The organism is Streptomyces fuscichromogenes, assembly GCF_014645815.1.
In the GTDB taxonomy this organism is placed as follows: Bacteria; Actinomycetota; Actinomycetes; order Streptomycetales; family Streptomycetaceae; genus Streptomyces; species Streptomyces fuscichromogenes.
The window spans coordinates 379640-399809 of record NZ_BMML01000009.1; the positions used below are offsets into that span (position 1 = coordinate 379640).

At 72.3% G+C, this 20170-nt stretch carries 18 protein-coding genes; 14 read left to right on the top strand and 4 right to left on the bottom strand.

The genetic code is table 11. The features are described 5' to 3' along the window. Positions 1 to 48 precede the first annotated feature (48 nt). From IEZ11_RS22195 to IEZ11_RS22230, 8 genes are all read left to right on the top strand, one after another. The gene (locus IEZ11_RS22195; protein WP_444544935.1) at positions 49 to 1455 is read left to right on the top strand and encodes a ubiquitin-like domain-containing protein; all 1407 of its coding nucleotides are present in this window, start codon (positions 49 to 51) and stop codon (positions 1453 to 1455) included. Positions 1456 to 1494: 39 nt separating this feature from the next. Then, complete coding sequence (gene rsmA / locus IEZ11_RS22200) at positions 1495 to 2364, top strand: 16S rRNA (adenine(1518)-N(6)/adenine(1519)-N(6))-dimethyltransferase RsmA (protein WP_189264562.1); 870 nt, start codon at positions 1495 to 1497, stop codon at positions 2362 to 2364. Further along, positions 2361 to 3272 carry a 4-(cytidine 5'-diphospho)-2-C-methyl-D-erythritol kinase gene (locus IEZ11_RS22205; RefSeq protein ID WP_189264563.1) on the top strand — a complete coding sequence of 304 codons (912 nt, stop codon included), beginning with the start codon at positions 2361 to 2363 and terminating at the stop codon, positions 3270 to 3272. The genes rsmA and IEZ11_RS22205 overlap by 4 nt, the downstream gene beginning before the upstream one ends. A gap of 174 nt (positions 3273 to 3446) precedes the next feature. Next, positions 3447 to 4805, top strand: coding sequence for an ankyrin repeat domain-containing protein (locus IEZ11_RS22210; protein ID WP_189264564.1), 1359 nt, complete (start codon positions 3447 to 3449; stop codon positions 4803 to 4805). Between the two features lie 49 nt (positions 4806 to 4854). Then, positions 4855 to 6657: an ABC-F family ATP-binding cassette domain-containing protein gene (locus IEZ11_RS22215; protein ID WP_189264565.1), complete on the top strand. Its 1803-nt coding sequence runs from the start codon at positions 4855 to 4857 to the stop codon at positions 6655 to 6657. Between the two features lie 255 nt (positions 6658 to 6912). Next, positions 6913 to 8685: an outer membrane protein assembly factor BamB family protein gene (locus tag IEZ11_RS22220; protein WP_189264566.1), complete on the top strand. Its 1773-nt coding sequence runs from the start codon at positions 6913 to 6915 to the stop codon at positions 8683 to 8685. Positions 8686 to 8764: 79 nt separating this feature from the next. After that, positions 8765 to 10423 (top strand): outer membrane protein assembly factor BamB family protein, encoded by a 1659-nt coding sequence (locus tag IEZ11_RS22225; protein WP_189264567.1) that lies wholly within the window; start codon positions 8765 to 8767, stop codon positions 10421 to 10423. Positions 10424 to 10626: 203 nt separating this feature from the next. Further along, positions 10627 to 11319, top strand: a complete 693-nt coding sequence (locus IEZ11_RS22230) for a helix-turn-helix transcriptional regulator (RefSeq protein WP_189264568.1) — start codon at positions 10627 to 10629, stop codon at positions 11317 to 11319. A gap of 60 nt (positions 11320 to 11379) precedes the next feature. Here the strand turns inward: IEZ11_RS22230 and IEZ11_RS22235 are convergent, their stop codons facing one another. Next, positions 11380 to 11694 (bottom strand): hypothetical protein, encoded by a 315-nt coding sequence (locus tag IEZ11_RS22235; protein WP_189264569.1) that lies wholly within the window; start codon positions 11692 to 11694, stop codon positions 11380 to 11382. 34 nt (positions 11695 to 11728) lie between these two features. Continuing rightward, positions 11729 to 13429: a sodium:solute symporter family protein gene (locus tag IEZ11_RS22240; protein ID WP_189264570.1), complete on the bottom strand. Its 1701-nt coding sequence runs from the start codon at positions 13427 to 13429 to the stop codon at positions 11729 to 11731. A 125-nt stretch (positions 13430 to 13554) separates the two neighbouring features. Here IEZ11_RS22240 and galT point away from each other — a divergent pair, with 125 nt between their 5' ends. Genes galT through galK form a run of 3 tightly spaced genes read left to right on the top strand, consistent with a single transcriptional unit; the run spans position 13555 to position 16742 of the window. Then, entirely contained in the window at positions 13555 to 14613 is a 1059-nt protein-coding gene (gene galT / locus IEZ11_RS22245; RefSeq protein ID WP_189264571.1) for a galactose-1-phosphate uridylyltransferase, read from the top strand. Then, positions 14613 to 15581, top strand: coding sequence for a UDP-glucose 4-epimerase GalE (galE, locus tag IEZ11_RS22250; protein WP_189264572.1), 969 nt, complete (start codon positions 14613 to 14615; stop codon positions 15579 to 15581). Before galT ends, galE begins: the two co-directional genes overlap by 1 nt. Next, the gene (gene galK / locus IEZ11_RS22255) at positions 15582 to 16742 is read left to right on the top strand and encodes a galactokinase (RefSeq protein ID WP_189264573.1); all 1161 of its coding nucleotides are present in this window, start codon (positions 15582 to 15584) and stop codon (positions 16740 to 16742) included. It begins immediately after the preceding gene. Positions 16743 to 16745: 3 nt separating this feature from the next. On the opposite strand, the gene IEZ11_RS22260 is transcribed toward galK, so the two are convergent. Then, positions 16746 to 17204, bottom strand: a complete 459-nt coding sequence (locus tag IEZ11_RS22260) for a GNAT family N-acetyltransferase (protein WP_189264610.1) — start codon at positions 17202 to 17204, stop codon at positions 16746 to 16748. A gap of 261 nt (positions 17205 to 17465) precedes the next feature. On the opposite strand from IEZ11_RS22260, the gene IEZ11_RS22265 reads away from it, so the two are divergent. Then, a complete protein-coding gene (locus IEZ11_RS22265; protein ID WP_189264574.1) occupies positions 17466 to 18239 on the top strand; it encodes a LuxR C-terminal-related transcriptional regulator in 774 nt (257 codons plus the stop codon). Positions 18240 to 18344: 105 nt separating this feature from the next. Here the strand turns inward: IEZ11_RS22265 and tamR are convergent, their stop codons facing one another. After that, complete coding sequence (tamR, locus tag IEZ11_RS22270) at positions 18345 to 18842, bottom strand: MarR family transcriptional regulator TamR (protein ID WP_189264575.1); 498 nt, start codon at positions 18840 to 18842, stop codon at positions 18345 to 18347. Between the two features lie 89 nt (positions 18843 to 18931). On the opposite strand from tamR, the gene IEZ11_RS22275 reads away from it, so the two are divergent. Further along, positions 18932 to 19744, top strand: coding sequence for a trans-aconitate 2-methyltransferase (locus IEZ11_RS22275; RefSeq protein ID WP_189264576.1), 813 nt, complete (start codon positions 18932 to 18934; stop codon positions 19742 to 19744). After that, complete coding sequence (locus IEZ11_RS22280; RefSeq protein ID WP_189264577.1) at positions 19744 to 20109, top strand: VOC family protein; 366 nt, start codon at positions 19744 to 19746, stop codon at positions 20107 to 20109. The genes IEZ11_RS22275 and IEZ11_RS22280 overlap by 1 nt, the downstream gene beginning before the upstream one ends. Positions 20110 to 20170: the final 61 nt, after the last annotated feature.

A 20170-nucleotide genomic window follows, 5' to 3' on the forward strand; every position in this document is an offset into this window, starting at 1 on the left:
GGGGCGTACGACCCTCATGGCGCGCCCGGAGTGCACGGCGTGCGGGAGATGTACGGCGTGCACGACGCCGAGACGATGGCATACGGCACGGCGTTCGGCGCGGCCTCGGGGGCGGCGTACGGCGGTGACACGTACCGCCCGGCGTACGAGGCCGCCGCGCAGGCCGCGGCGCAGGCGCAGGCGAGTGGACCGGCGCTGCCACGGCAGGGCGAGCACGGTGCGCAGGGCGAGCGCGGTGCGCAGGGCGAGCGCGGTGCGCAGGGCGAGCGCGGTGCGCAGGGCGAGGCGCGTGAGCCGGGTGCCCGCGCCATGACGGGGCGCCGCTCCGCACGCCGGCGCAAGGCGCGGTACTCCCGGCGCCCGGAGTCCGCCGTGCGCCGTCTGCTGCCGCAGGCGCTCGTCGTCGCGTTCCTCGCGGGCGGCACCACCGCGTTCCTCGCCAAGGACAAGGCGATCGAGCTGACCGTGGACGGCAGGCCGCGCACCCTGCACACGTTCGCGGACGACGTGACCGGCCTGCTGCGGGAGGAGGGCGTACCGGTCGGGGCGCACGACGTGGTGGCGCCCGCCCCCGGCACGGCACTGGCCAGCGGCGACGAGGTGGCGGTGCACTACGGCCGCCCCGTACGGCTCACCCTGGACGGCGAACCGCGCGAGGTGTGGACGACGGCGCGCACGGTGGACGGCGCGCTCCAGCAGCTGGGGGTGCGTGCCGAGGGCGCGTACCTGTCGGCCTCGCGCTCCCAGCGGATCGGGCGCGCCGGGCTCGCGCTCGACGTACGCACCGAGCGCACGGTCACGATCCTGGCGGACGGCCGGACCCGGACCATCCGCACCAACGCCGCGACCGTCCGCGACGCCGTGGAGGAGGCCGGGATCACCCTGCACGGCCTGGACGCCACCTCGGTGCCGCTGTCCGGCTTCCCGCGCGACGGGCAGACGGTGACCGTGCTGCGCGTCACGGGCAGCAGGGAGGTGCGCGAGGAGACCATCCCGTTCGAGGTGCGGCGGACGGCGGACCCGACGCTGTTCAAGGGCACCGAGGTGGTCGAGCGGGCCGGGCGGCCGGGGTTGCGCCGGGTGACCTATTACCTGCGTTCCGTCAACGGCGTCCGGCAGAAGCCGCGCCGCGAGACCTCCGAGGTGGTGCGGGAGCCCCGCGCGCAGCTCGTGCAGGTGGGGACCAAACCGCACCCGGACTCCGTGACGGGCGCCGACGGCCTGAACTGGCGCGGCCTCGCCGCGTGCGAGTCCGGCGGCCGCCCGCACGCGGTGGACGCCTCCGGCACCTACGGCGGCCTCTACCAGTTCGACACCCACACCTGGCACAGCCTCGGCGGCAGCGGGCGCCCGCAGGACGCCTCGGCCGACGAGCAGACGTTCCGCGCCAAGAAGCTCTACGTGAGCCGTGGCTCCACGCCCTGGCCGCACTGCGGGGCACGGCTGCACAGGTGACCGGCCAAAGGCGTCCCCGGCGGCCCGTACCCTTGTCCCGTGAGCAGCCCCGCCCCCGACGCCCTCCTCGGCCCCGCCGACATCCGTGAGCTCGCGGCAGCGCTCGGTGTACGCCCCACCAAGCAGCGCGGCCAGAACTTCGTGATCGACGCCAACACGGTCCGCCGTATCGTCCGCACCGCCGAGGTCCGCCCCGACGACGTCGTCGTGGAGGTCGGCCCGGGGCTCGGGTCCCTCACGCTCGCGCTCCTGGAGGCCGCCGACCGGGTCACCGCGGTCGAGATCGACGACGTGCTGGCCGGTGCCCTGCCCGCGACGATCGCGGCGCGCATGCCGACGCGCGCGGACCGGTTCGCGCTGGTCCACTCCGACGCGATGCACGTCACCGAGCTGCCCGGCCCCCCGCCGACCGCGCTGGTCGCCAACCTCCCCTACAACGTCGCCGTCCCCGTCCTCCTCCACATGCTGGAGACCTTCCCGAGCATCGAGCGGACGCTGGTGATGGTGCAGTCCGAGGTCGCCGACCGGCTCGCCGCCGGACCCGGCAACAAGGTGTACGGCGTGCCGTCCGTCAAGGCCAACTGGTACGCCGAGGTGAAGCGCGCCGGCGCCATCGGGCGCAACGTCTTCTGGCCCGCCCCGAACGTCGACAGCGGGCTGGTCTCCCTCGTCCGGCGCGCGGAGCCGCTGAAGACGACGGCCGCCAGGCGCGAGGTCTTCGCGGTCGTCGACGCGGCGTTCGCACAGCGCCGCAAGACCCTGCGGGCGGCGCTCGCCGGCTGGGCCGGATCCGCGGCGGCCGCCGAGGCGGCGCTGGTCGCGGCCGGGGTCTCGCCGCAGGCCCGCGGGGAGGCGCTGACCGTCGAGGAGTTCGCGAGGATCGCCGAACACAAGGAGTCCGGCAAGTGAGCGTCACGGTACGCGTCCCCGCCAAGGTCAACGTCCAGCTCGCGGTGGGCGCCGCGCGCCCCGACGGCTTCCACGACCTGGCCAACGTCTTCCTCGCCGTCGGCCTTCACGACCAGGTCACCGTCACCCCCGCCGACGAACTGACCGTCACCTGCGAGGGCCCCGACGCCGAACAGGTCCCCCTGGACCGCACCAACCTCGCCGCCCGTGCCGCCATCGCGCTCGCCGGGCGCCGGGGCATCGAACCGGCCGTGCACATCCACATCGTCAAGGACATCCCGGTCGCCGGCGGCATGGCCGGGGGGAGCGCGGACGGCGCGGGCGCGCTGCTCGCCTGCAACGAGCTGTGGCGGGCGGGCGCCTCCCGCGCCGAACTCCTCGCCATCTGCGCCGACCTGGGCAGCGACGTCCCGTTCAGCCTGGTCGGCGGGGCCGCCCTCGGCACCGGGCGGGGCGAGCGGCTGACCGTGCTGGAGACCGGCGGCACCTTCCAGTGGGTGTTCGCGATGGCCGAGCGGGGGCTGTCGACGCCGGCCGTCTTCCGCGAGTTCGACCGGCTGGCGCGGGGGCGGGACATCCCGGAGCCGGTGGCTTCCGCACAGCTGCTCCAAGCGCTGGCGAAGGGGGACGCGGACGCGCTGGCCGCCGCCGTCTCCAACGACCTCCAGCCCGCGGCCCTGTCCCTCTTCCCGGAGCTCGCCGACACGCTGGACGCGGGGCGCGGGGCCGGAGCGCTCGCCGCGCTCGTCTCGGGCTCGGGGCCCACGACGGCCTTCCTCGCGCGGGATCCGGACGCGGCCACGAAGATCGCCGACGCCCTGCGCGCCTCCGGCACCTGCCGCACGGTACGCACGGCGACGGCCCCGGCGCCGGGCGCCACGGTGACCCGTCGGGCCGCCGCGCGGTAGCGCCCCGAAGGGGCGCGGGGCCGTATCCGATATGCGGCTGCCGCCGCGCGGGCGCGGCCGGCCACGACGGCGCAGCAGCCGACGCACGGCGTGTCGCGGCACTTCCGGCGGAGCGCGTAGGCTCCGCTCCCTCGGCCGGTTCGGACGCGGGCGGGCGGGGGAGGGAGCGCACACATGGACACGGGGAACGCGGACGCGAACCAACTCGTCGCGGCCGCCCACCAGCGCGTCCCCGACGCAGACGCAGACGCAGACGCAGACGCAGACGCAGACGCAGACGCAGACGCAGACGCGGAGCGGCTCGCGGCGGCCGTACGGCGTGGGGACGCCGCACAGGTCCGGGAACTGCTGGACGCCGGCGCCGATCCGGACGTCCTCGACGGGGGCACGGGCCTGCCGGTGCTGTGCCGGGCGATCTCGGCGCACGACCAGCCGGTCGCCGAGGCCCTGGTACAGGCCGGAGCCGACCCGCTGCGGCGGCTGCCCGACGGCACCACCCCGCTGCTGCGGGCGATGGACGAGGGATCGCCCGGACTGACCCGGACCGTCTTCCCCGACGTGGCACTGCGCCCCGGACCGGCGCGGGAGGAACTGCTGGACCGGGCCCGCCGCCTGGCGGGCATCGACCCGGAGGCCGAACTGCGGCGCCGTACCGGTCTGCCGGGCCCCGTCGGGCGGACCTGGCAGCAGGACGACATCGGCTGCCGGCACGAGCGGCTCACCCTCGGCGGGCTGACGCTGGGCGACGGGCACGCGGCCTTCCTCACCGACCTGGAGGCGAGGCTGCGGCTGCGCACGCCCTTCGCCGAACTGCTCGCGCGCGCCCTGACCCGCCCGGACCGCGACCACGAGGTGTGGACGGCATCGGTGCTGGCGCTGGGCGCGCGGCTGGACGACGAGACCTGGGCCGAGGCCACCCGGCTCGGCCGCGACCCCGATCCGCTGCTCCGGCTCTTCGCCGCGGACGTGCTGCTGAGCACGATCATCGCGGACGCCCAGCGCCGCGAGCCCACCCTTCAGGACCGGGCCCTCGCCTTCGTTCCCTGGGCCGAGCGGGAGCGGGACACGGACGTGCTCGCCGTCCTGCTCAACGGCTTGACGTGGCTGAGCGGCCCCGAGGCCGACGCCATCGGCCTGGCGTACGTCACGCACCCCGATCCCCGGATCCGCGGCTGGGTGCCCGAACTGCTGGGCGGCGACGAGGGCGTGCTGCGCCCGGAGGCCCTGGCCGCCGTTCTCACCCTGGCCCGCGACCCGGACCCCCAGGTACGCGAGCGCACCTGCTACTGGCTGTGGCACTGCCGAGGTCCCGAGCCGGAGATCGGGGACGTGCTGGTGGAGCTCACGCACGACGAGCGGCAGCGCACGCGCGCGTACGCGGTCGCGGCGCTCGCCGTCCGCGACGACCCGCGCTGCATGGCGGCCGAGGAGCGCGTCGGACCCCTGGAGCCCGGCACGGACCCCGACGCGCTGCCGCTGACCGCGGTCTGGTGGTACCGGCGGCGCCAGGAGGAGCAGAAGGACCACGGCTGACCTCCGACTACCCTGGACGGGCGATCCATCCCCCGTGCGCAGGAGTGAAATGGCCGTCAACCTGGTCAATGTCGAGAACGTCAGCAAGGTCTACGGCACCCGTGCCCTGCTCGACGGCGTCTCGCTCGGCGTGTCGGAGGGCGACCGCATCGGCGTGGTGGGCCGCAACGGCGACGGCAAGACCACCCTGATCCGGATGCTCGCCAAGCTGGAGGAGGCCGACACCGGCCGCGTCACCCACTCCGGCGGACTGCGCAGCGGCGTCCTCACCCAGCACGACTCCCTCGACCCGGCCGCCACCGTCCGGCACGAGGTCATCGGCGACATGGCCGACCACGAGTGGGCCGGCAACGCCAAGGTCAGGGACGTCCTCACCGGCCTCTTCGGCGGCCTGGACCTGCCGGGCTTCCCCAAGGGCCTGGACACCGTCATCGGCCCGCTCTCCGGTGGTGAGCGGCGGCGCATCGCGCTCGCCAAGCTGCTCATCGAGGAGCAGGACCTGCTCGTCCTCGACGAGCCCACCAACCACCTCGACGTCGAGGGCATCGCCTGGCTGGCCAGGCACCTGCGCGAGCGCCGCTCGGCCCTCGTCTGCGTCACCCACGACCGGTGGTTCCTCGACCAGGTCTGCACCCGCATGTGGGACGTCCAGCGCGGCGACGTCTACGAGTACGAGGGCGGCTACTCCGACTACGTCTTCGCCCGCGCGGAGCGCGAGCGGATCGCGGCCACCGAGGAGACCAAGCGGCAGAACCTGGTCCGCAAGGAGCTGGCCTGGCTGCGCCGCGGCGCCCCCGCCCGTACCTCCAAGCCGCGCTTCCGGGTCGAGGCCGCCAACGAGCTGATCAAGGACGTGCCACCGCCGCGCGACACCTCCGAGCTGATGAAGTTCGCCTCCTCCCGGCTCGGCAGGACCGTGTTCGACCTGGAGGACGTGACCGTCCAGGCCGGACCCAAGGTGCTGCTCAAGCACGTCACCTGGCAGCTCGGCCCCGGCGACCGCATCGGCCTGGTCGGCGTCAACGGCGCCGGCAAGACCTCGCTGCTGCGCGCCATGGCCGAGGCCGCCCGGACCGAGGGCGAGGAGCAGCCGGCGGCCGGCCGGGTCGTCGTCGGCAAGACCGTCAAGCTCGCCTACCTCTCCCAGGAGGTCGCCGAGCTGAACCCCGCCACCCGGGTCCTGGAAGCCGTCCAGCAGGTCCGCGAGCGCGTCGACCTCGGCAAGGGGCGCGAGATGACCGCGGGGCAGCTGTGCGAGACGTTCGGCTTCAGCAAGGAGAAGCAGTGGACGCCGGTCGGCGACCTGTCCGGCGGTGAGCGCCGCCGCCTCCAGCTGCTGCGCCTCCTCATGGACGAGCCGAACGTCCTCTTCCTCGACGAGCCCACCAACGACCTCGACATCGAGACCCTCACCCAGCTGGAGGACGTCCTCGACGGCTGGCCCGGCTCGATGATCGTCATCTCCCACGACCGGTTCTTCGTCGAGCGCACCACCGACCGGGTCTTCGCCCTCCTCGGCGACGCCACCCTGCGGATGCTGCCGCGCGGTATCGACGAGTACCTGGAGCGCCGTCAGCGCATGGAGGAGGCGGTCGCCGCGACGTCCGCGGCCCCCAAGGCCGCCACGGCCGAGCGGAGCGCCGCCGACCAGCGCGCCGCCAAGAAGGAACTCCAGCGGATCGAGCGGCAGCTGGACCGCGTCTCCGAGAAGGAGACCAAGCTGCACGACCAGATCGCCGCGAACGCCACGGACTTCGCGAAGGTCGCCGAACTCGACGCCCAGCTGCGCGATCTGGCCACGGAGCGCGAGGAACTGGAGATGCGCTGGCTGGAACTGGCGGAGGACGCGTAGCCGCCACCGGCGTGAATCAGCCCTCCGCGGTCCCCGCGCAACCCCCTTGCGCGGGCCCGGTGAAGGGGGCGTGAAGGCGCGTAACGACGGCATCACGGGCCGGTTCTCCCTTGGGAACAGCGGCACATGGGGGCCCGTGGGCTGTCGGTGCCGGGTGGTAGAAAGGTCAGTCTGAGAACTGCCTGAGTGCGACCGAGGGTCCGCCACCAGCCTCGGGCATGGCTCGAAATCAGTGAACGAGGGGGAAGAACGCTGATGACACAGCCGCCCGGCCAGCCGCCGCACGGCGCTTTCGGAGCGCCGCACGACCCGCCGCCCCCGGGCGGCGGTTTCGGCGCCCCGCAGCAGCCGCCCGCACAGGGGGGTTTCGGGGCTCCGCAACAGCCGCCGGTTCAGGGCGGTTTCGGCGCTCCGCAGCAGCCGCCCGCGCAGGGTGGTTTCGGCGCCCCGCAGCCGGGTTACGGCTACCCGCAGCAGCCCGTCCCCGGCCCCTACGGCACACCGGGTCCGTACGGGGCGCAGCCCGGGTACGGCCACCCCCAGCAGCCGCCGTACCCCGGCGGCCCGGGTGGACCCGGGCCGGTCCCGCCCTCCGGCGGCGGGCCGTTCAAGGGGAGGCCCGCGCTGATCGTCGCGGCGGCGGTGGCGGGCCTGCTGGTCGTCGGCGGCACCGTGTACGCCGTGACCGGGAACGGGGGCGGCGGCAGGAAGCCGGTCGCCCAGCAGTCCGACGACCCCAGGGCCTCCGGCACCGGCACCCCGGTCAACCCGGGTGACGGCAGCGGCGACGGCGGTGCGGACCCGGAGAACCTCAACGCGGGCCGCAGGTCCGGCGAGGCCAAGGTGCTCTGGTACAAGTCGGCACCCGACGCGCCCGCCTCCGGCGCCGACGCGCCCGGCATGTGGATCACCTCGAAAACGGCGGTGAAGGCGGCGTACAAGCAGGTCTTCGCGTACAGGGTGGGCGACGGCGACCCGGCCTGGGCCCCGATCACCTTCCCGCAGAAGATCTGCGCGGTCACCTCGCAGAAGTCGGCGGACGACAGGATCGTCGTCGCCTACATGAACGGCACCAGCGACCGCGCCAAGTGCAACCAGCTGCGGGAGATCGACCTCGACACGGGCAAGCAGGGCTGGACCGCGACCGTCGCCGACGGCGGGCTGTTCGACAGCGCCCTCAGCATCGAGCTGACGCTCAGCGGAAAGACGCTGATGGTGGGCCGCTCCGAGTCGGGCACGGCCTACGACCTCGACAGCGGCCACAAGCTGTACGACAAGAAGAAGTACGGCGCGGCCTGCTTCCCGACGGCGTTCGCGGGCGGCACGGACCGGCTGGTCGAGGTGGCGTCCTGCGCCGCCGGCGGCAGCGCCGAGCACGACGAGATCTCGCGGCTCGACCCGGCCACCGGCAAGGTCGAGTGGACCCGGCCGATCAAGAAGGGCTGGACGGTCGAGCGGACCTACTCCGTCGACCCGCTCGTGGTCTACCTGACCAACGAGGACAAGAAGGCCTGGAACATCTCGGTCCTCGACGACAAGGGCACGTTCCGATCCGAGGTCAAGGTCAACGAGAAGTTCGCGCCCCAGTGCGGCTTCGCGATCCTCAGCCGTGACCTCCAGGGCTGCCAGGGCGTGGCCGTCGACGCGAACACCCTCTACCTGCCGACCGACGTGAGCGGCGGCGGTAACGAGATCGTCGCGATCAGCCTCACCGACGGCACGGCGAAGTGGCGCACGAAGTCCCCGACGGACGAGTCGATGTACCCGGTCGAGGTCGAGGGCGGCCGACTCGTCGCGTACGTGCGGCCGTCGTACGACGCGGGCGGCCGGGTCGTGTCGATCCCCACCACCGGCTCCGCCCACCCCACCACCAGGCTGTTGCAGAACCCGCAGCACACCGCCGACATCGAGGGCGGCTTCTACGACGGCGCGGTCGACTGGGCCGACGGACGTTTCTACGTCTCCTCCACGCGGCTGACCGGCAGCGACGACGCGAAGGAGAAGCTGATGATGGCCTTCGGCAACTGAGCGGGGACCGTCCCGTGCCGTCCAGCAGTCCACGCCGTCCCCAGCCGTCGCACGCGCCGTCTCCCGAGGTACCCCTGTCATGACCCAGCCGCCCCCGCCCCCGCCCAACCAGCCCCCGCAGCAGCCCGGTTTCGGCGCACCCCGGCCCCAGCCGGGCTACGGCTACCCGCAGCAGCCCCCGAACCCGTACGCCCAGCAGCCCGGTTACGGCTACCCGAACCAGCCGCCCCAGCCCGGTTACGGCTACCCGGGCGGCCCGCCCGGCCAACCCGCCGGCCCCGGCCCCGCTTCCGGCCCCGGCCGGAACAACGCCGTGCTGTTCATCGTCCTCGCCGCGGTCGTCGCCATCGCGCTGATCGTCGGCGGCGGCATCTGGTACGCCAGGTCCAGCGGCGGCGACGGCGGGAAGGACGACACCGCGAGCTCCGGTGGCGGCACCGGCGACAAGGGCGCGAGCGGCGGCAGGAAGGGCAACGGCACCGAGAAGGTGCCCGCGGACCCCGCCGCCAAGGTCCTCTTCCAGGTCCCGCTGCCCACGGCGAAGGACACGACCGTCACCGCCGGCTCCTGGCTCACCGACAAGGTGTACGCGAAGAGCGGCATAGCCCGGATCACCGGCTACGACCCCGGCTCGGGCGCCGAGTTGTGGACGGTCCCGCTGCCCGGTCCGGTCTGCCGCGCCAGCGGACACGCCAGCGCCGACGGCCGGACGGCGGTCGTCTTCCAGCCGAAGATGCCCGCCAAGGGCTCCACGGCCGGCTGCACCCAGGTCGCCGCGATCGACCTGAACGCGGGAAAACGACTGTGGACCAAGACGATCAAGTCCGGTGATGTCCCGGTCAACTTCGACAATGTGACGGTCGCCCAGCAGACGGTCGCGGTCGGCGGCACCAGCGGCGGCGCCGCCTTCGACCTCGCCTCCGGCAAGGTCCGCTGGCAGCCGAAGCCGGCCGACAGCTGCTACGACGCCGGCTACGGCGGCGGCGCCAAGCTGGTCGCGATCCGCAGGTGCGGCAGCGGCGACGCCGGCCAGCTGCACATCCAGACCCTGGACCCGGTCTCAGGCAAGGTGCTCTCCGAGTACAAGATGGCCTCCGGCATCGACTACGCGAGCGTCGTGTCCACCGACCCGCTGGTGGTGGCCGCCGACGTCAACGACAGCGCGGGCGACGGCAGCGGCTTCTCGGACGTCTTCTCCATCGACAGCAGGACCGGCGCGCTGCGCACCCGTATCTCCACGCCGGGCAGCTCCTATGCGGCCCGCTGCGACGGCATCTACGAGCTGGAGAAGTGCTCGGGAGTGGTGGTCGGCAACGACAGGCTCTACCTGGCGACCGAGGAGCACGACGGCGACGGGGAGTACACGAAGACCAACGAGATCGTCGCCTTCGACCTGGCCACCGGCAGGCAGACCGGCCAGCGCGCCGACGCCGGGGACAACTACACGATCACGCCCCTGCGCATGGACGGCTCCGATGTGATCGCGTACAAGAACGCGCCGTACGACAAGGGCGCCCAGGTCGTCAGCATCGACGGCGGGTCGTTCAAGGAGACCGAACTGCTGGAGAACCCGGCGACGACGGCGGTCAAGGCGGTGGAGACCAGCATGTCACCGCAGTACGCCGAGATCCTCTACTCCCGGGGACGCCTCTACCTGTCCGCCGTGTTCGCCCACACCGCCGGCTCCGCCACGTCGGCCAAGGAGTATCTGGTCTCCGCTTTCGGCACGGGTGGCTGATACGCGCTCTTGACCCGCGAATACGAGAAAACCCAGAGATTCCTCCGATCCGGGGCACTTCTCATCAGTAGGGGCAGCGCAACGTCGAACAAGCGTGTAGCTTCCGGGGGCATGAAGGACGAGGCGCCGGGGGGCCCTCTGTCCATGCGGACCAGTGGGCATCCATAGTGGGGCATCCATTGGGGGGACTGGGGGGTTGCTCTATGGGAGTGCGGCTCATGGTGGTCGACGACCACCGGTTGCTCGCCGAGGCGCTGGCCTCTGCGCTGAAACTGCGCGGCCACCGGGTGCTGGCCGCGGCGGCACCGGCCGCGGGCGCGGCGGAGCTGGTGATCACCCGGGCACCCGAGGTGTGCCTGCTCGGTACGGCGGCACCGGCCGAGCCGGGGATCTTCGACCCGGTGGTGCGGATCAAGAAGGAGCGGCCGCAGGTCGCTGTGGTGGTGCTGGGCCCGGTGCCGTCCCCGCGGGGCATCGCGGCGGCCTTCGCCGCGGGTGCCTCCGGGTACGTACGGCACGACGAGCGGATAGAGGGCGTCGAGCGGGCGATCATGAAGGCGCGGGCCGGGGAGGCCGCCGTGGCACCCGCCCTGCTGCAGGGCGCCTTCGGCGAACTCCTCAACCCGGCCGCCCAGCCCGACGACGAGGGCCAGCGCCTTCTCCAGATGCTCACCCCGAGGGAGGTCGAGGTCCTGGTGCGCGTCGCCGACGGCGAGGACACGAGGCTGATCGCCGCGGGCATGGGCATCGCCCCGAGCACGGCCCGCACCCATGTGCAGAGGGTCCTGATGAAGCTGGGCGTGGGATCGAGACTGGAGGCGGCGGCCTTGGCGGCCAGGACAGGCCTGCTGGACAGGGCCGGCCCTCTGAACGGCGGCACACAAGCGCCCCTTTAGGGGCGCGGCGAACTGCGCGACCAGCCCTCCCCGCACCGGCAGCCGAACAACAACCGTCGGCTATCTCCCGGCCTCTTCCGCCGGAGGCACCGGCCGCAACCACAGCCACACCAGAAAGAACACCCCTAGCAACAGCATCCCGATCCCGGTCCACAGGTTGATGTTGATCCCCTGCGCCTTGTCGATCTCGGCCTGTGAGTCCGTGATCCCGGTGATCGTGACGATGACGCCGTACAGGACGAACAGGCCGCCGATGATCCGCCGCAGGTCGAAGATCCGCGCCGCGGTCGTGGACCTGCTCTCCAGCTCGGTGACCTCGCGCTGGACGTCCTGCTCGGAGTAGTGGAACCCGGAGTGCCCGGAGTCGTCGGTCATGGTCTCTCCATTCTCCAGCGAACAGCGACGGCGGTCAGAACGAGAACGGGATGTAGCAGAGCGCGGCCAGGATCACCGCACCCCAGCCCAGCAGCGCCGGCCGCCGGTACCAGGCCTCGTCGCCGGGCGCGGGCGGCTCGGCCATGCCGGGGGACCGGGTGCCGTAGACCAGGCCCTCCAGCTCCGCCTCCGGCTTGGGCGCGGTGAACAGGGACACGATCACCATCACGACCGCGCCGGCGACGAACCCGGCGATCGCGGAGACGAAGTTGGCGCCCTGGTCGGTGGGGATGCCGATGACGCCCTTCCTGTAGAGGACGAAGTAGTTGACCATCGCGGTCACCGTCCCCGCGAGCAGCCCCCAGAAGCCGGATTTCGCCGAGGCGCGCTTCCAGAACATGCCGACGACGAAGACGACGAACATCGGCACGTTGAAGAAGGAGAACAGCGTCTGGAGGTAGCTCATGATGTTCGAGAACGAGGACGCCAGGAACGCCGTGCCGATGGACGCGCAGACGCCGATCACGGTGATGAGCCGTCCGAAACGCACGTAGTACGCGTCCTCCCGGCCCCTGACCACGTACTTCGCCCAGATGTCCGTGGTGAACACGGTGTTGAAGGACGAGACGTTGGCCGCCATGCCGGCCATGAAGGCGGCCAGCAGTCCGGTGACCGCGATGCCGAGCACGCCGTTGGGCAGCAGCTGGGACATCAGGTAGGGGATCGCGTCGTTGTACTGGAGGCCGGATCCGGACCTGCCGATGTTCGGCACCAGTGCCGCGGCGACCAGGCCCGGGATCATCACCAGGAAGACGATGAAGATCTTCGGGTAGGCGGCGATCAGCGGGGTGCGCTGGGCGGCGGAGAGGTTCTTCGCCGACAGGGCGCGCTGCACCTCGGCGAAGTTCGTCGTCCAGTAGCCGAAGGAGAGCACGAAGCCGAGGCCGACGACGATGGTCAGCCAGTTGGCGCCGAGCGGGTTGGCGGAGCCGATGCCGGTGCCGCCCCAGGCGGTCGTGAAGTTGTGGCCGTGGGTGGCGGTGAGCCTGTCGACCAGACCGTCCCAGCCGCCCACCTTCTTCAGGCCCAGCACGGACAGCGGGATGAGGGCGGCCAGGATCACGAAGAACTGCAGCACCTCGTTGTAGATGGCCGAGGAGAGACCGCCGAGGGTGATGTACGCCAGCACGAACGCGCCGGCGACCACGATCGCCACCCACTGCGGCCAGCCCAGCAGCGCCTCCACGACGATCGCGAGGGCGTACAGGTTCACACCGGCGATCAGGACGGCCGCGAAGGCGAACAGGATCGAACTCAGCAGGTGTGCGGCTCTGTCGAAGCGGAGCAGCAGCATCTCGGGGACCGAGCGGACCTTGCTGCCGTAGTAGAAGGGCATCATCACCAGGCCCAGGAAGACCATGGCCGGAATGGCGCCGATCCAGTACCAGTGCACGGTGTACGCGCCGTACTGCGCGCTGTTGGCGGCCATGCCGAGGATCTCGGTGGCGGCCAGGTTCGCCGAGATGAACGCGAGACCGGTGATCCAGGCCGGCAGCGACCGCCCGGACAGGAAGAAGTCGAGGCTGGTCCGCACCGACCGGCGGGCCGCGAAGCCGATGCCCAGGACGACGGCGAAGTAGATCGCGAGGATCGCGTAGTCCAGGCCGTTGGTGGGGAGCCGCAGCCCCGCCGCGAGGGATGTGGGTGATACAGGCGCATCTGTGGGGTTCTGCACCCGGTAATTCAACACTTTCGTTGTCGCACCTTGATTGATTGCAATGTTGACTGCCGTGGTGAGTTGTGTTTTGGTGTGTTCGGTTCTGTTTGATGGTTGGCTGGCTCGATCAATGGGAGTCCGCAGTGAAGAAGACCTCGACCCGGCTGGCCGACGGTCGCGAACTCATCTACTACGACCTGCGCGACGACACCGTGCGGGACGCGGTGGACCGCCGTCCGCTGGAGCGGACGCACACCACCTCCGAGATCCGCCGGGATCCGCTGCTCGGCGACCAGGTGGCCATCGCCTCGCACCGGCAGGGCCGCACCTACCACCCGCCGGCCGACCAGTGCCCGCTGTGCCCGACCGAGGGCGACCGGCTGAGCGAGATCCCGGACTCGTCGTACGACGTCGTCGTCTTCGAGAACCGTTTCCCCTCGCTGGCCGGTGACTCCGGGCGCTGTGAGGTGGTCTGCTTCACCTCGGACCACGACGCGTCCTTCGCGAGCCTCACCGAGGAGCAGGCGGCCCTGGTCCTGGACGCCTGGACCGACCGGACCTCGGAGCTCTCGCACCTCCCCTCCGTCGAGCAGGTGTTCTGCTTCGAGAACCGGGGCGAGGAGATCGGCGTGACGCTCGGTCACCCGCACGGCCAGATCTACGCCTACCCCTTCACCACCCCGCGCACCGCCCTGATGCTGCGCTCACTCGCCGCCCACAAGGAGGCCACCGGCGGGGAGAACCTCTTCGACGCCGTGCTCGCGCGTGAACTCGCCGGCGAGCGGGTCGTCCTTGAGAGTGAACACTGGGCCGCCTTCGTGCCCTACGCGGCACACTGGCCCTACGAGGTCCACCTGTACCCGAAGCGCCGCGTCCCCGACCTGCTCGGGCTCGACGAGGCGGCACGCTCAGAGTTCCCCCAGGTTTATCTGGAACTCTTGAGGCGCTTCGACCGTATCTTCGGTGAGGGTGAGCCTCCCACGCCCTACATCGCCGCCTGGCACCAGGCGCCGTTCGGGACGCTGGAGGAGTTCGAGGGTGTCACGCGCGACGACTTCGCGCTGCACCTGGAGCTTTTCACCATCCGCCGAACGTCCGGCAAGCTGAAGTTCCTCGCGGGTTCCGAGTCGGGCATGAGCGTGTTCATCAACGACGTGCCGCCGGAGCGCGCGGCCGAGCGACTGCGAGAGGTAGCGAGTTGATGAAGTACCTGGTGACGGGCGGGGCGGGTTACGTCGGCAGCGTGGTCGCCCAGCACCTGCTGGAGGCGGGCCACGAGGTCACCGTCCTCGACAACCTCTCCACGGGCTTTAGCGAGGGCGTCCCCGCGGGCGCCGCCTTCGTCGAGGGCGACATCCGCGACGCCGCCAAGTGGCTGGACTCCTCCTACGAGGCGGTGCTGCACTTCGCCGCGTTCTCCCAGGTCGGCGAGTCGGTCGTGAAGCCCGAGAAGTACTGGGACAACAACGTCGGCGGCACCATGGCGCTGCTCGCCGCGATGCGCGAGGCCGGCGTCCGCAAGCTCGTCTTCTCCTCCACGGCGGCCACCTACGGCGAGCCGGAGCAGGTCCCGATCGTCGAGACCGCCCCCACGCAGCCGACCAACCCGTACGGCGCCACCAAGCTCGCCGTCGACCACATGATCACCGGCGAGGCCGCCGCGCACGGCCTGGGCGCGGTCTCCCTGCGCTACTTCAACGTGGCCGGGGCGTACGGCGCGCAGGGCGAGCGGCACGACCCCGAGTCGCACCTGATCCCCCTGGTCCTCCAGGTCGCGCAGGGCCGCCGCGAGGCCATCTCGGTCTTCGGCGACGACTACCCGACGCCCGACGGCACCTGCGTGCGCGACTACATCCACGTCGCGGACCTGGCCGACGCCCACCTGCTGGCCCTGACGGCCGCGCAGCCCGGCGAGCACCTGATCTGCAACCTCGGCAACGGCGAGGGCTTCTCGGTCCGCGAGGTCATCGAGACGGTCCGGCAGGTCACCGGCCACCCGATCCCCGAGGTCGTGGCCCCCCGCCGGGGCGGCGACCCGGCGGTCCTGGTCGCCTCGGCGGCCGCCGCCCGCGAGAAGCTGGGCTGGAACCCGACCCGCGCGGACCTCGCGGGGATCGTCGCGGACGCCTGGGAGTTCGCGCAGACCATCAGCGCAGCGAGGGAGCAGTAGGTGGGGGCAGCACAGCAGGTCACGGACGCCTTCGAGGAGCTGTACGGAACGGCTCCCGACGGCGTCTGGGCGGCGCCGGGCCGGGTCAACCTGATCGGCGAGCACACCGACTACAACGACGGCTTCGTGATGCCCTTCGCGCTGCCGCACGTGGCGACGGCCGCCGTCGCCCGCCGCGGTGACGGCGTACTGCGGCTGCACTCCTCGGACGTCGAGGGCGGGGTCGTCGAGCTCTCCCTCGACGCCCTGGAACCCGGCACCGACCGGGAGTGGACGGCGTACCCGGCGGGCGTGGTCTGGGCGCTGCGCGAGGCCGGGCACCCGGTCACCGGCGCCGACGTCCACCTCGCCTCCACCGTGCCGACCGGCGCCGGGCTGTCCTCCTCCGCGGCCCTGGAGGTGGTCATCGCCCTCGCGCTCAACGACCTCTACGAACTGGGCCTGCAGCGCTGGCAGCTGGCCCGCCTGTGCCAGCGCGCGGAGAACGTCTACGTCGGGGCGCCGACCGGCATCATGGACCAGACCGCGTCCGCCTGCTGCGAGGCCGGACACGCCCTGTTCCTGGACACCCGCGACCTCTCGCAGAAGCAGATCCCCTTCGACCTCGCGGCCGAGGGCATGCGGCTGCTGGTCGTCGACACCCAGGTCAAGCACGCGCACAGCGGCGGCGAGTACGGCAAGCGCCGGGCCGGCTGCGAGAAGGGCGCGGCCCTGCTCGGCGTGGACGCGCTGCGGGACATCGCCTACGCCGACCTCGACGCGTCGCTGGAACGCCTCGGCGACGAGGCGGAGGTACGGCGCCTGGTCCGTCATGTCGTCACCGAGGACCACCGCGTCGAGCGCGTCGTCGCCCTTCTCGAAGCGGGCGACACCCGCGCCATCGGGCCGGTCCTCACCGAGGGCCATGCCTCGCTCCGCGACGACTTCCAGGTCTCCTGCCCCGAGCTGGACCTGGTCGTGGAGGCGGCGAACGCGGCCGGTGCGCTGGGCGCCCGGATGACCGGCGGCGGCTTCGGCGGCTCGGCGATCGTCCTCGCCGAGGCGGCCGACGTCGACACGATCACCAAGGCGGTCGAGGAGGCCTTCGCGGCGGCCGGTTTCACCGCCCCGCGGGTGTTCGAGGCGGTGCCGTCGGCGGGTGCGCGGCGGGACCGGGGCTGAGGCTCAGCCCAGCCGCTTCGTCAGCGTGTACTCCGTGGTCCCCGGCGGATAGTCGGGGATCACGCACACCACGTCGTACCCCTGCTTCCGGTAGAACTCCGGGGCCTGGAAGTCCCAGGTCTCCAGGCGGACGGCGGTGCAGGCGCGGTCCTCGCGGGCGATGCGCTCGGCCTCCGCGAGGAGCCGCCCGCCGAGGCCGGAGCCGCGGTGGCGGGCGTCCACCCAGAGGTAGGTGACGTGCAGCCAGGTCGTCCAGGTGTGCCCGACCAGACCGCCGGCCAGGCCGCCCGAACCCTCGTCCATCGCCCACAGGTGCAGCGGCAGCTCGCGTTCGGCCGGGGTGCCGCGCAGGGCGGCCAGGACCGGGGAGGCCTCGGTGTTGGTGGCCAGCAGCCGAGCGCGAAGCAGATCGCGTCGTTCCTTGTCGACTTCCGCCTCAATACGAAACATGCGGCACACCATAAACGCGTCGGCCGGGCAGTTCTGCAAATTGCCTTCCGCTCCCGGCGCCCGGCCGTACTCTGATGAGCAGTACCGGTGGGGGCCGGTGCTGATCAGGGGGCGAGACAAGTCGGATACGACGCCCGCGGTGGGGGTAGCAGTTCAGGCACGGCGGCGGCCGTGCGGCTCCGTCCTCCCGTGGGTGTCGTGTCCGCATGGTTCGTCGTTCTCCGGACCTTGGGGTATCCCCTGCTCGTGAAGAGCATTGGGGAAGGGGGTTTCGTGGTTCGCATCCGAGTTCTGGTCGTTGACGACCACCGCATCTTCGCCGAGTCCTTGGCCGCCGCACTGGCCGCCGAGCCCGACGTCGACGTGTCCGCGGCCGGCAGCGGTCCGGCCGCGCTGCGCTGCCTGGAGCGCGCGGTCGCCGAGGGCCGCCGCTACGACGTGCTGCTCGTCGACGCCGACCTGGGCGGTCAACTGCCGGGCGGCCGGGCGGCCGTGCCGGTGCAGGAGGCCAACGAGGAGGGGCTGGTCGACGGCATATCGCTGGTCGTCGGCGTCCGCTCGGCCCACCCGGCCGTGCGGGTCGTGGTGCTCGCCGAGAAGGACGACCCGCGGCGCGCGGCCCTGGCCCTCCAGGCCGGCGCCTCCGGCTGGGTCGCCAAGGACTGCTCGCTGTCCCGGCTGCTGAACGTCATCCGGGGGGTGCTGCGCGACGAGACGCATCTGCCGCCCGCACTGCTCACCGGGGTGCTGCGGGAGCTGACCGCCGCCCGCAAGCACCGCACCGAGAGCGAACGCCTGGTGGAGTCCCTCACCCCGAGGGAGCGGGAAGTGCTCCGGTGCATGGTGGCCGGCCTGGGGCGCAAGGCCGTCGCCGAGCGCCTCTTCCTCTCCCCGCACACCGTCCGCACCCATATGCAGAACGTCCTCGGCAAACTGGGCGTCCACTCCACCCTGGCGGCGGTCGCGCTGGCGCGGAGGGCCGGAGTGGGGCCGGTGGATCTGGGGCCCACCGGGCGCATCATGCCGGAGGAGAGCAGCAGCGCCTGAGCGGCGCACCAGGCCGTATGTCGATTGCGGCGCCGTCGTGGCTGGTCGCGCCCACGCGGCGGAGCCGCATATTGATACAGCCCCGCGCCCCTTCGGGGGCGCTGCCTAACCGGGGATGTTGTCGAACGGCGCCGTCAACTGCCGTAGCAGACCGGCGAGTTCGGTCCGCTGGGCGTGGGAGAGCTCGCCGAGGATGGCTCGCTCCTGGGCCAGCAGGCCGGCCAGGGCCTGGTCCGCGCGGTTCTGGCCCTCGGCGGTCAGGCGTACCAGCACGCCCCGCCGGTCGCTGGGGTCCGGCAGCCGTTCCACCAGGCCCTTCTGGGCCAGCCGGTCGATCCGGTTGGTCATGGTCCCCGACGTGACCAGGGTCTGGGTCAGCAGCTGCCCGGGGGAGAGCTGGTACGGCGTGCCCGCGCGCCTGAGCGCGGTCAGCACGTCGAACTCCCAGGGTTCCAGGCTGTGCTCGGCGAAGGCCAGCCGACGTGCCCGGTCCAGGTGCCGCGCCAGCCGGCTCACCCGGCTGAGCACCTCGAGCGGTTCCACGTCGAGGTCCGGGCGCTCCCGGCGCCACGCAGCGACCAGCCGATCGACCTCGTCCTCCATGGCGATCAGTGTAGTGGTTGTGTCGACATGAAGTCTCTTGATGTCGAGTCTCTTGACATCAAGATATCTCGGCGGGGAAAGTGGTGCGCATGACGACGCCCGCCTGGGACCCCGCCCAGTACCTCCGCCACGCCGGCCACCGCGCCCGCCCCTTCGGCGACCTCCTCGCCCGCGTCCCCGCCCTCCCCGGCGAACCCCCGGCCGTCGCCGACCTCGGCTGCGGCCCCGGCAACGTGACCGCCGTCCTCGCCGACCGCTGGCCCACCGCGCACATCACCGGCTACGACAACTCGACCGCGATGCTCGACAAGGCCCAGGCCGAACACGCCGGACCCACCCCGGGCGGCGGCCGCCTCGACTTCGCCCACGCCGACCTGCGCGGCTGGGCGCCCGAACGGCCGTACGACCTGATCGTGTCGAACGCGGCGCTCCAGTGGGTCCCCGGCCACCTCGACCGCTTCGCCGACTGGCTGGACGCGCTCGTCCCCGGCGGCAGCTTCGCCTTCCAGGTGCCGAACAACATCGACGCGCCGCTGCACGCCCTGATGCGCGAGCTCGCCGCCACGCCCCGCTGGAAGGCCCGGCTCGCCGACGTCCTGCGCCACGAGGACTCCGTCCACCCGCCCGCCGTCTACCTCGACCGGCTCGCCCGCCTCGGCTGCGCCACCGACGTCTGGGAGACCACCTACCTGCACGTCCTGGAGGGCGAGGACCCCGTCCTCGACTGGGTCAAGGGCACCGGGCTGCGCCCCGCCCTCACCGTCCTCGGCGACGATCCCGAGGCCCGGGACGCCTTCGTCGCCGAGTACCGCGACCTGCTGCGGGAGGCCTACCCGAGCGCCCCGTACGGCACCGTCCTGCCGTTCCGCCGGCTGTTCGCCGTCGCCCGCAGGGAGGGCTGATGCTCGCCGCCGTCGACCACGTCCAGCTCGCCGCCCCGCCCGGCTCGGAGGACGCGCTGCGGGCGTACTACGGGGACGTCCTCGGTATGACGGAGGTGCCCAAGCCGCCCGCGCTCGCGGCGCGCGGCGGCTGCTGGTTCGAGGCCGGTGCCGTCCGGCTGCACCTGGGCGTCGAGGAGGACTTCCGGCCGGCGAAGAAGGCCCACCCCGGCCTGCGGGTCACCGGCATCGACGCCTTCGCCGCCCGGCTGGCCGCCCATGGCGCCCCCGTCACCTGGGACGACGCCCTCCCCGGCCACCGCCGCTGCTACTCCGAGGACCCCGTCGGCAACCGACTGGAGTTCCTGGAGCCCGACAGGCCCTAGGTGTATTGATCACGAGCGTTGTTGACACTGGCCGGGCTTGATCACGGCGAAGACCTCCGGT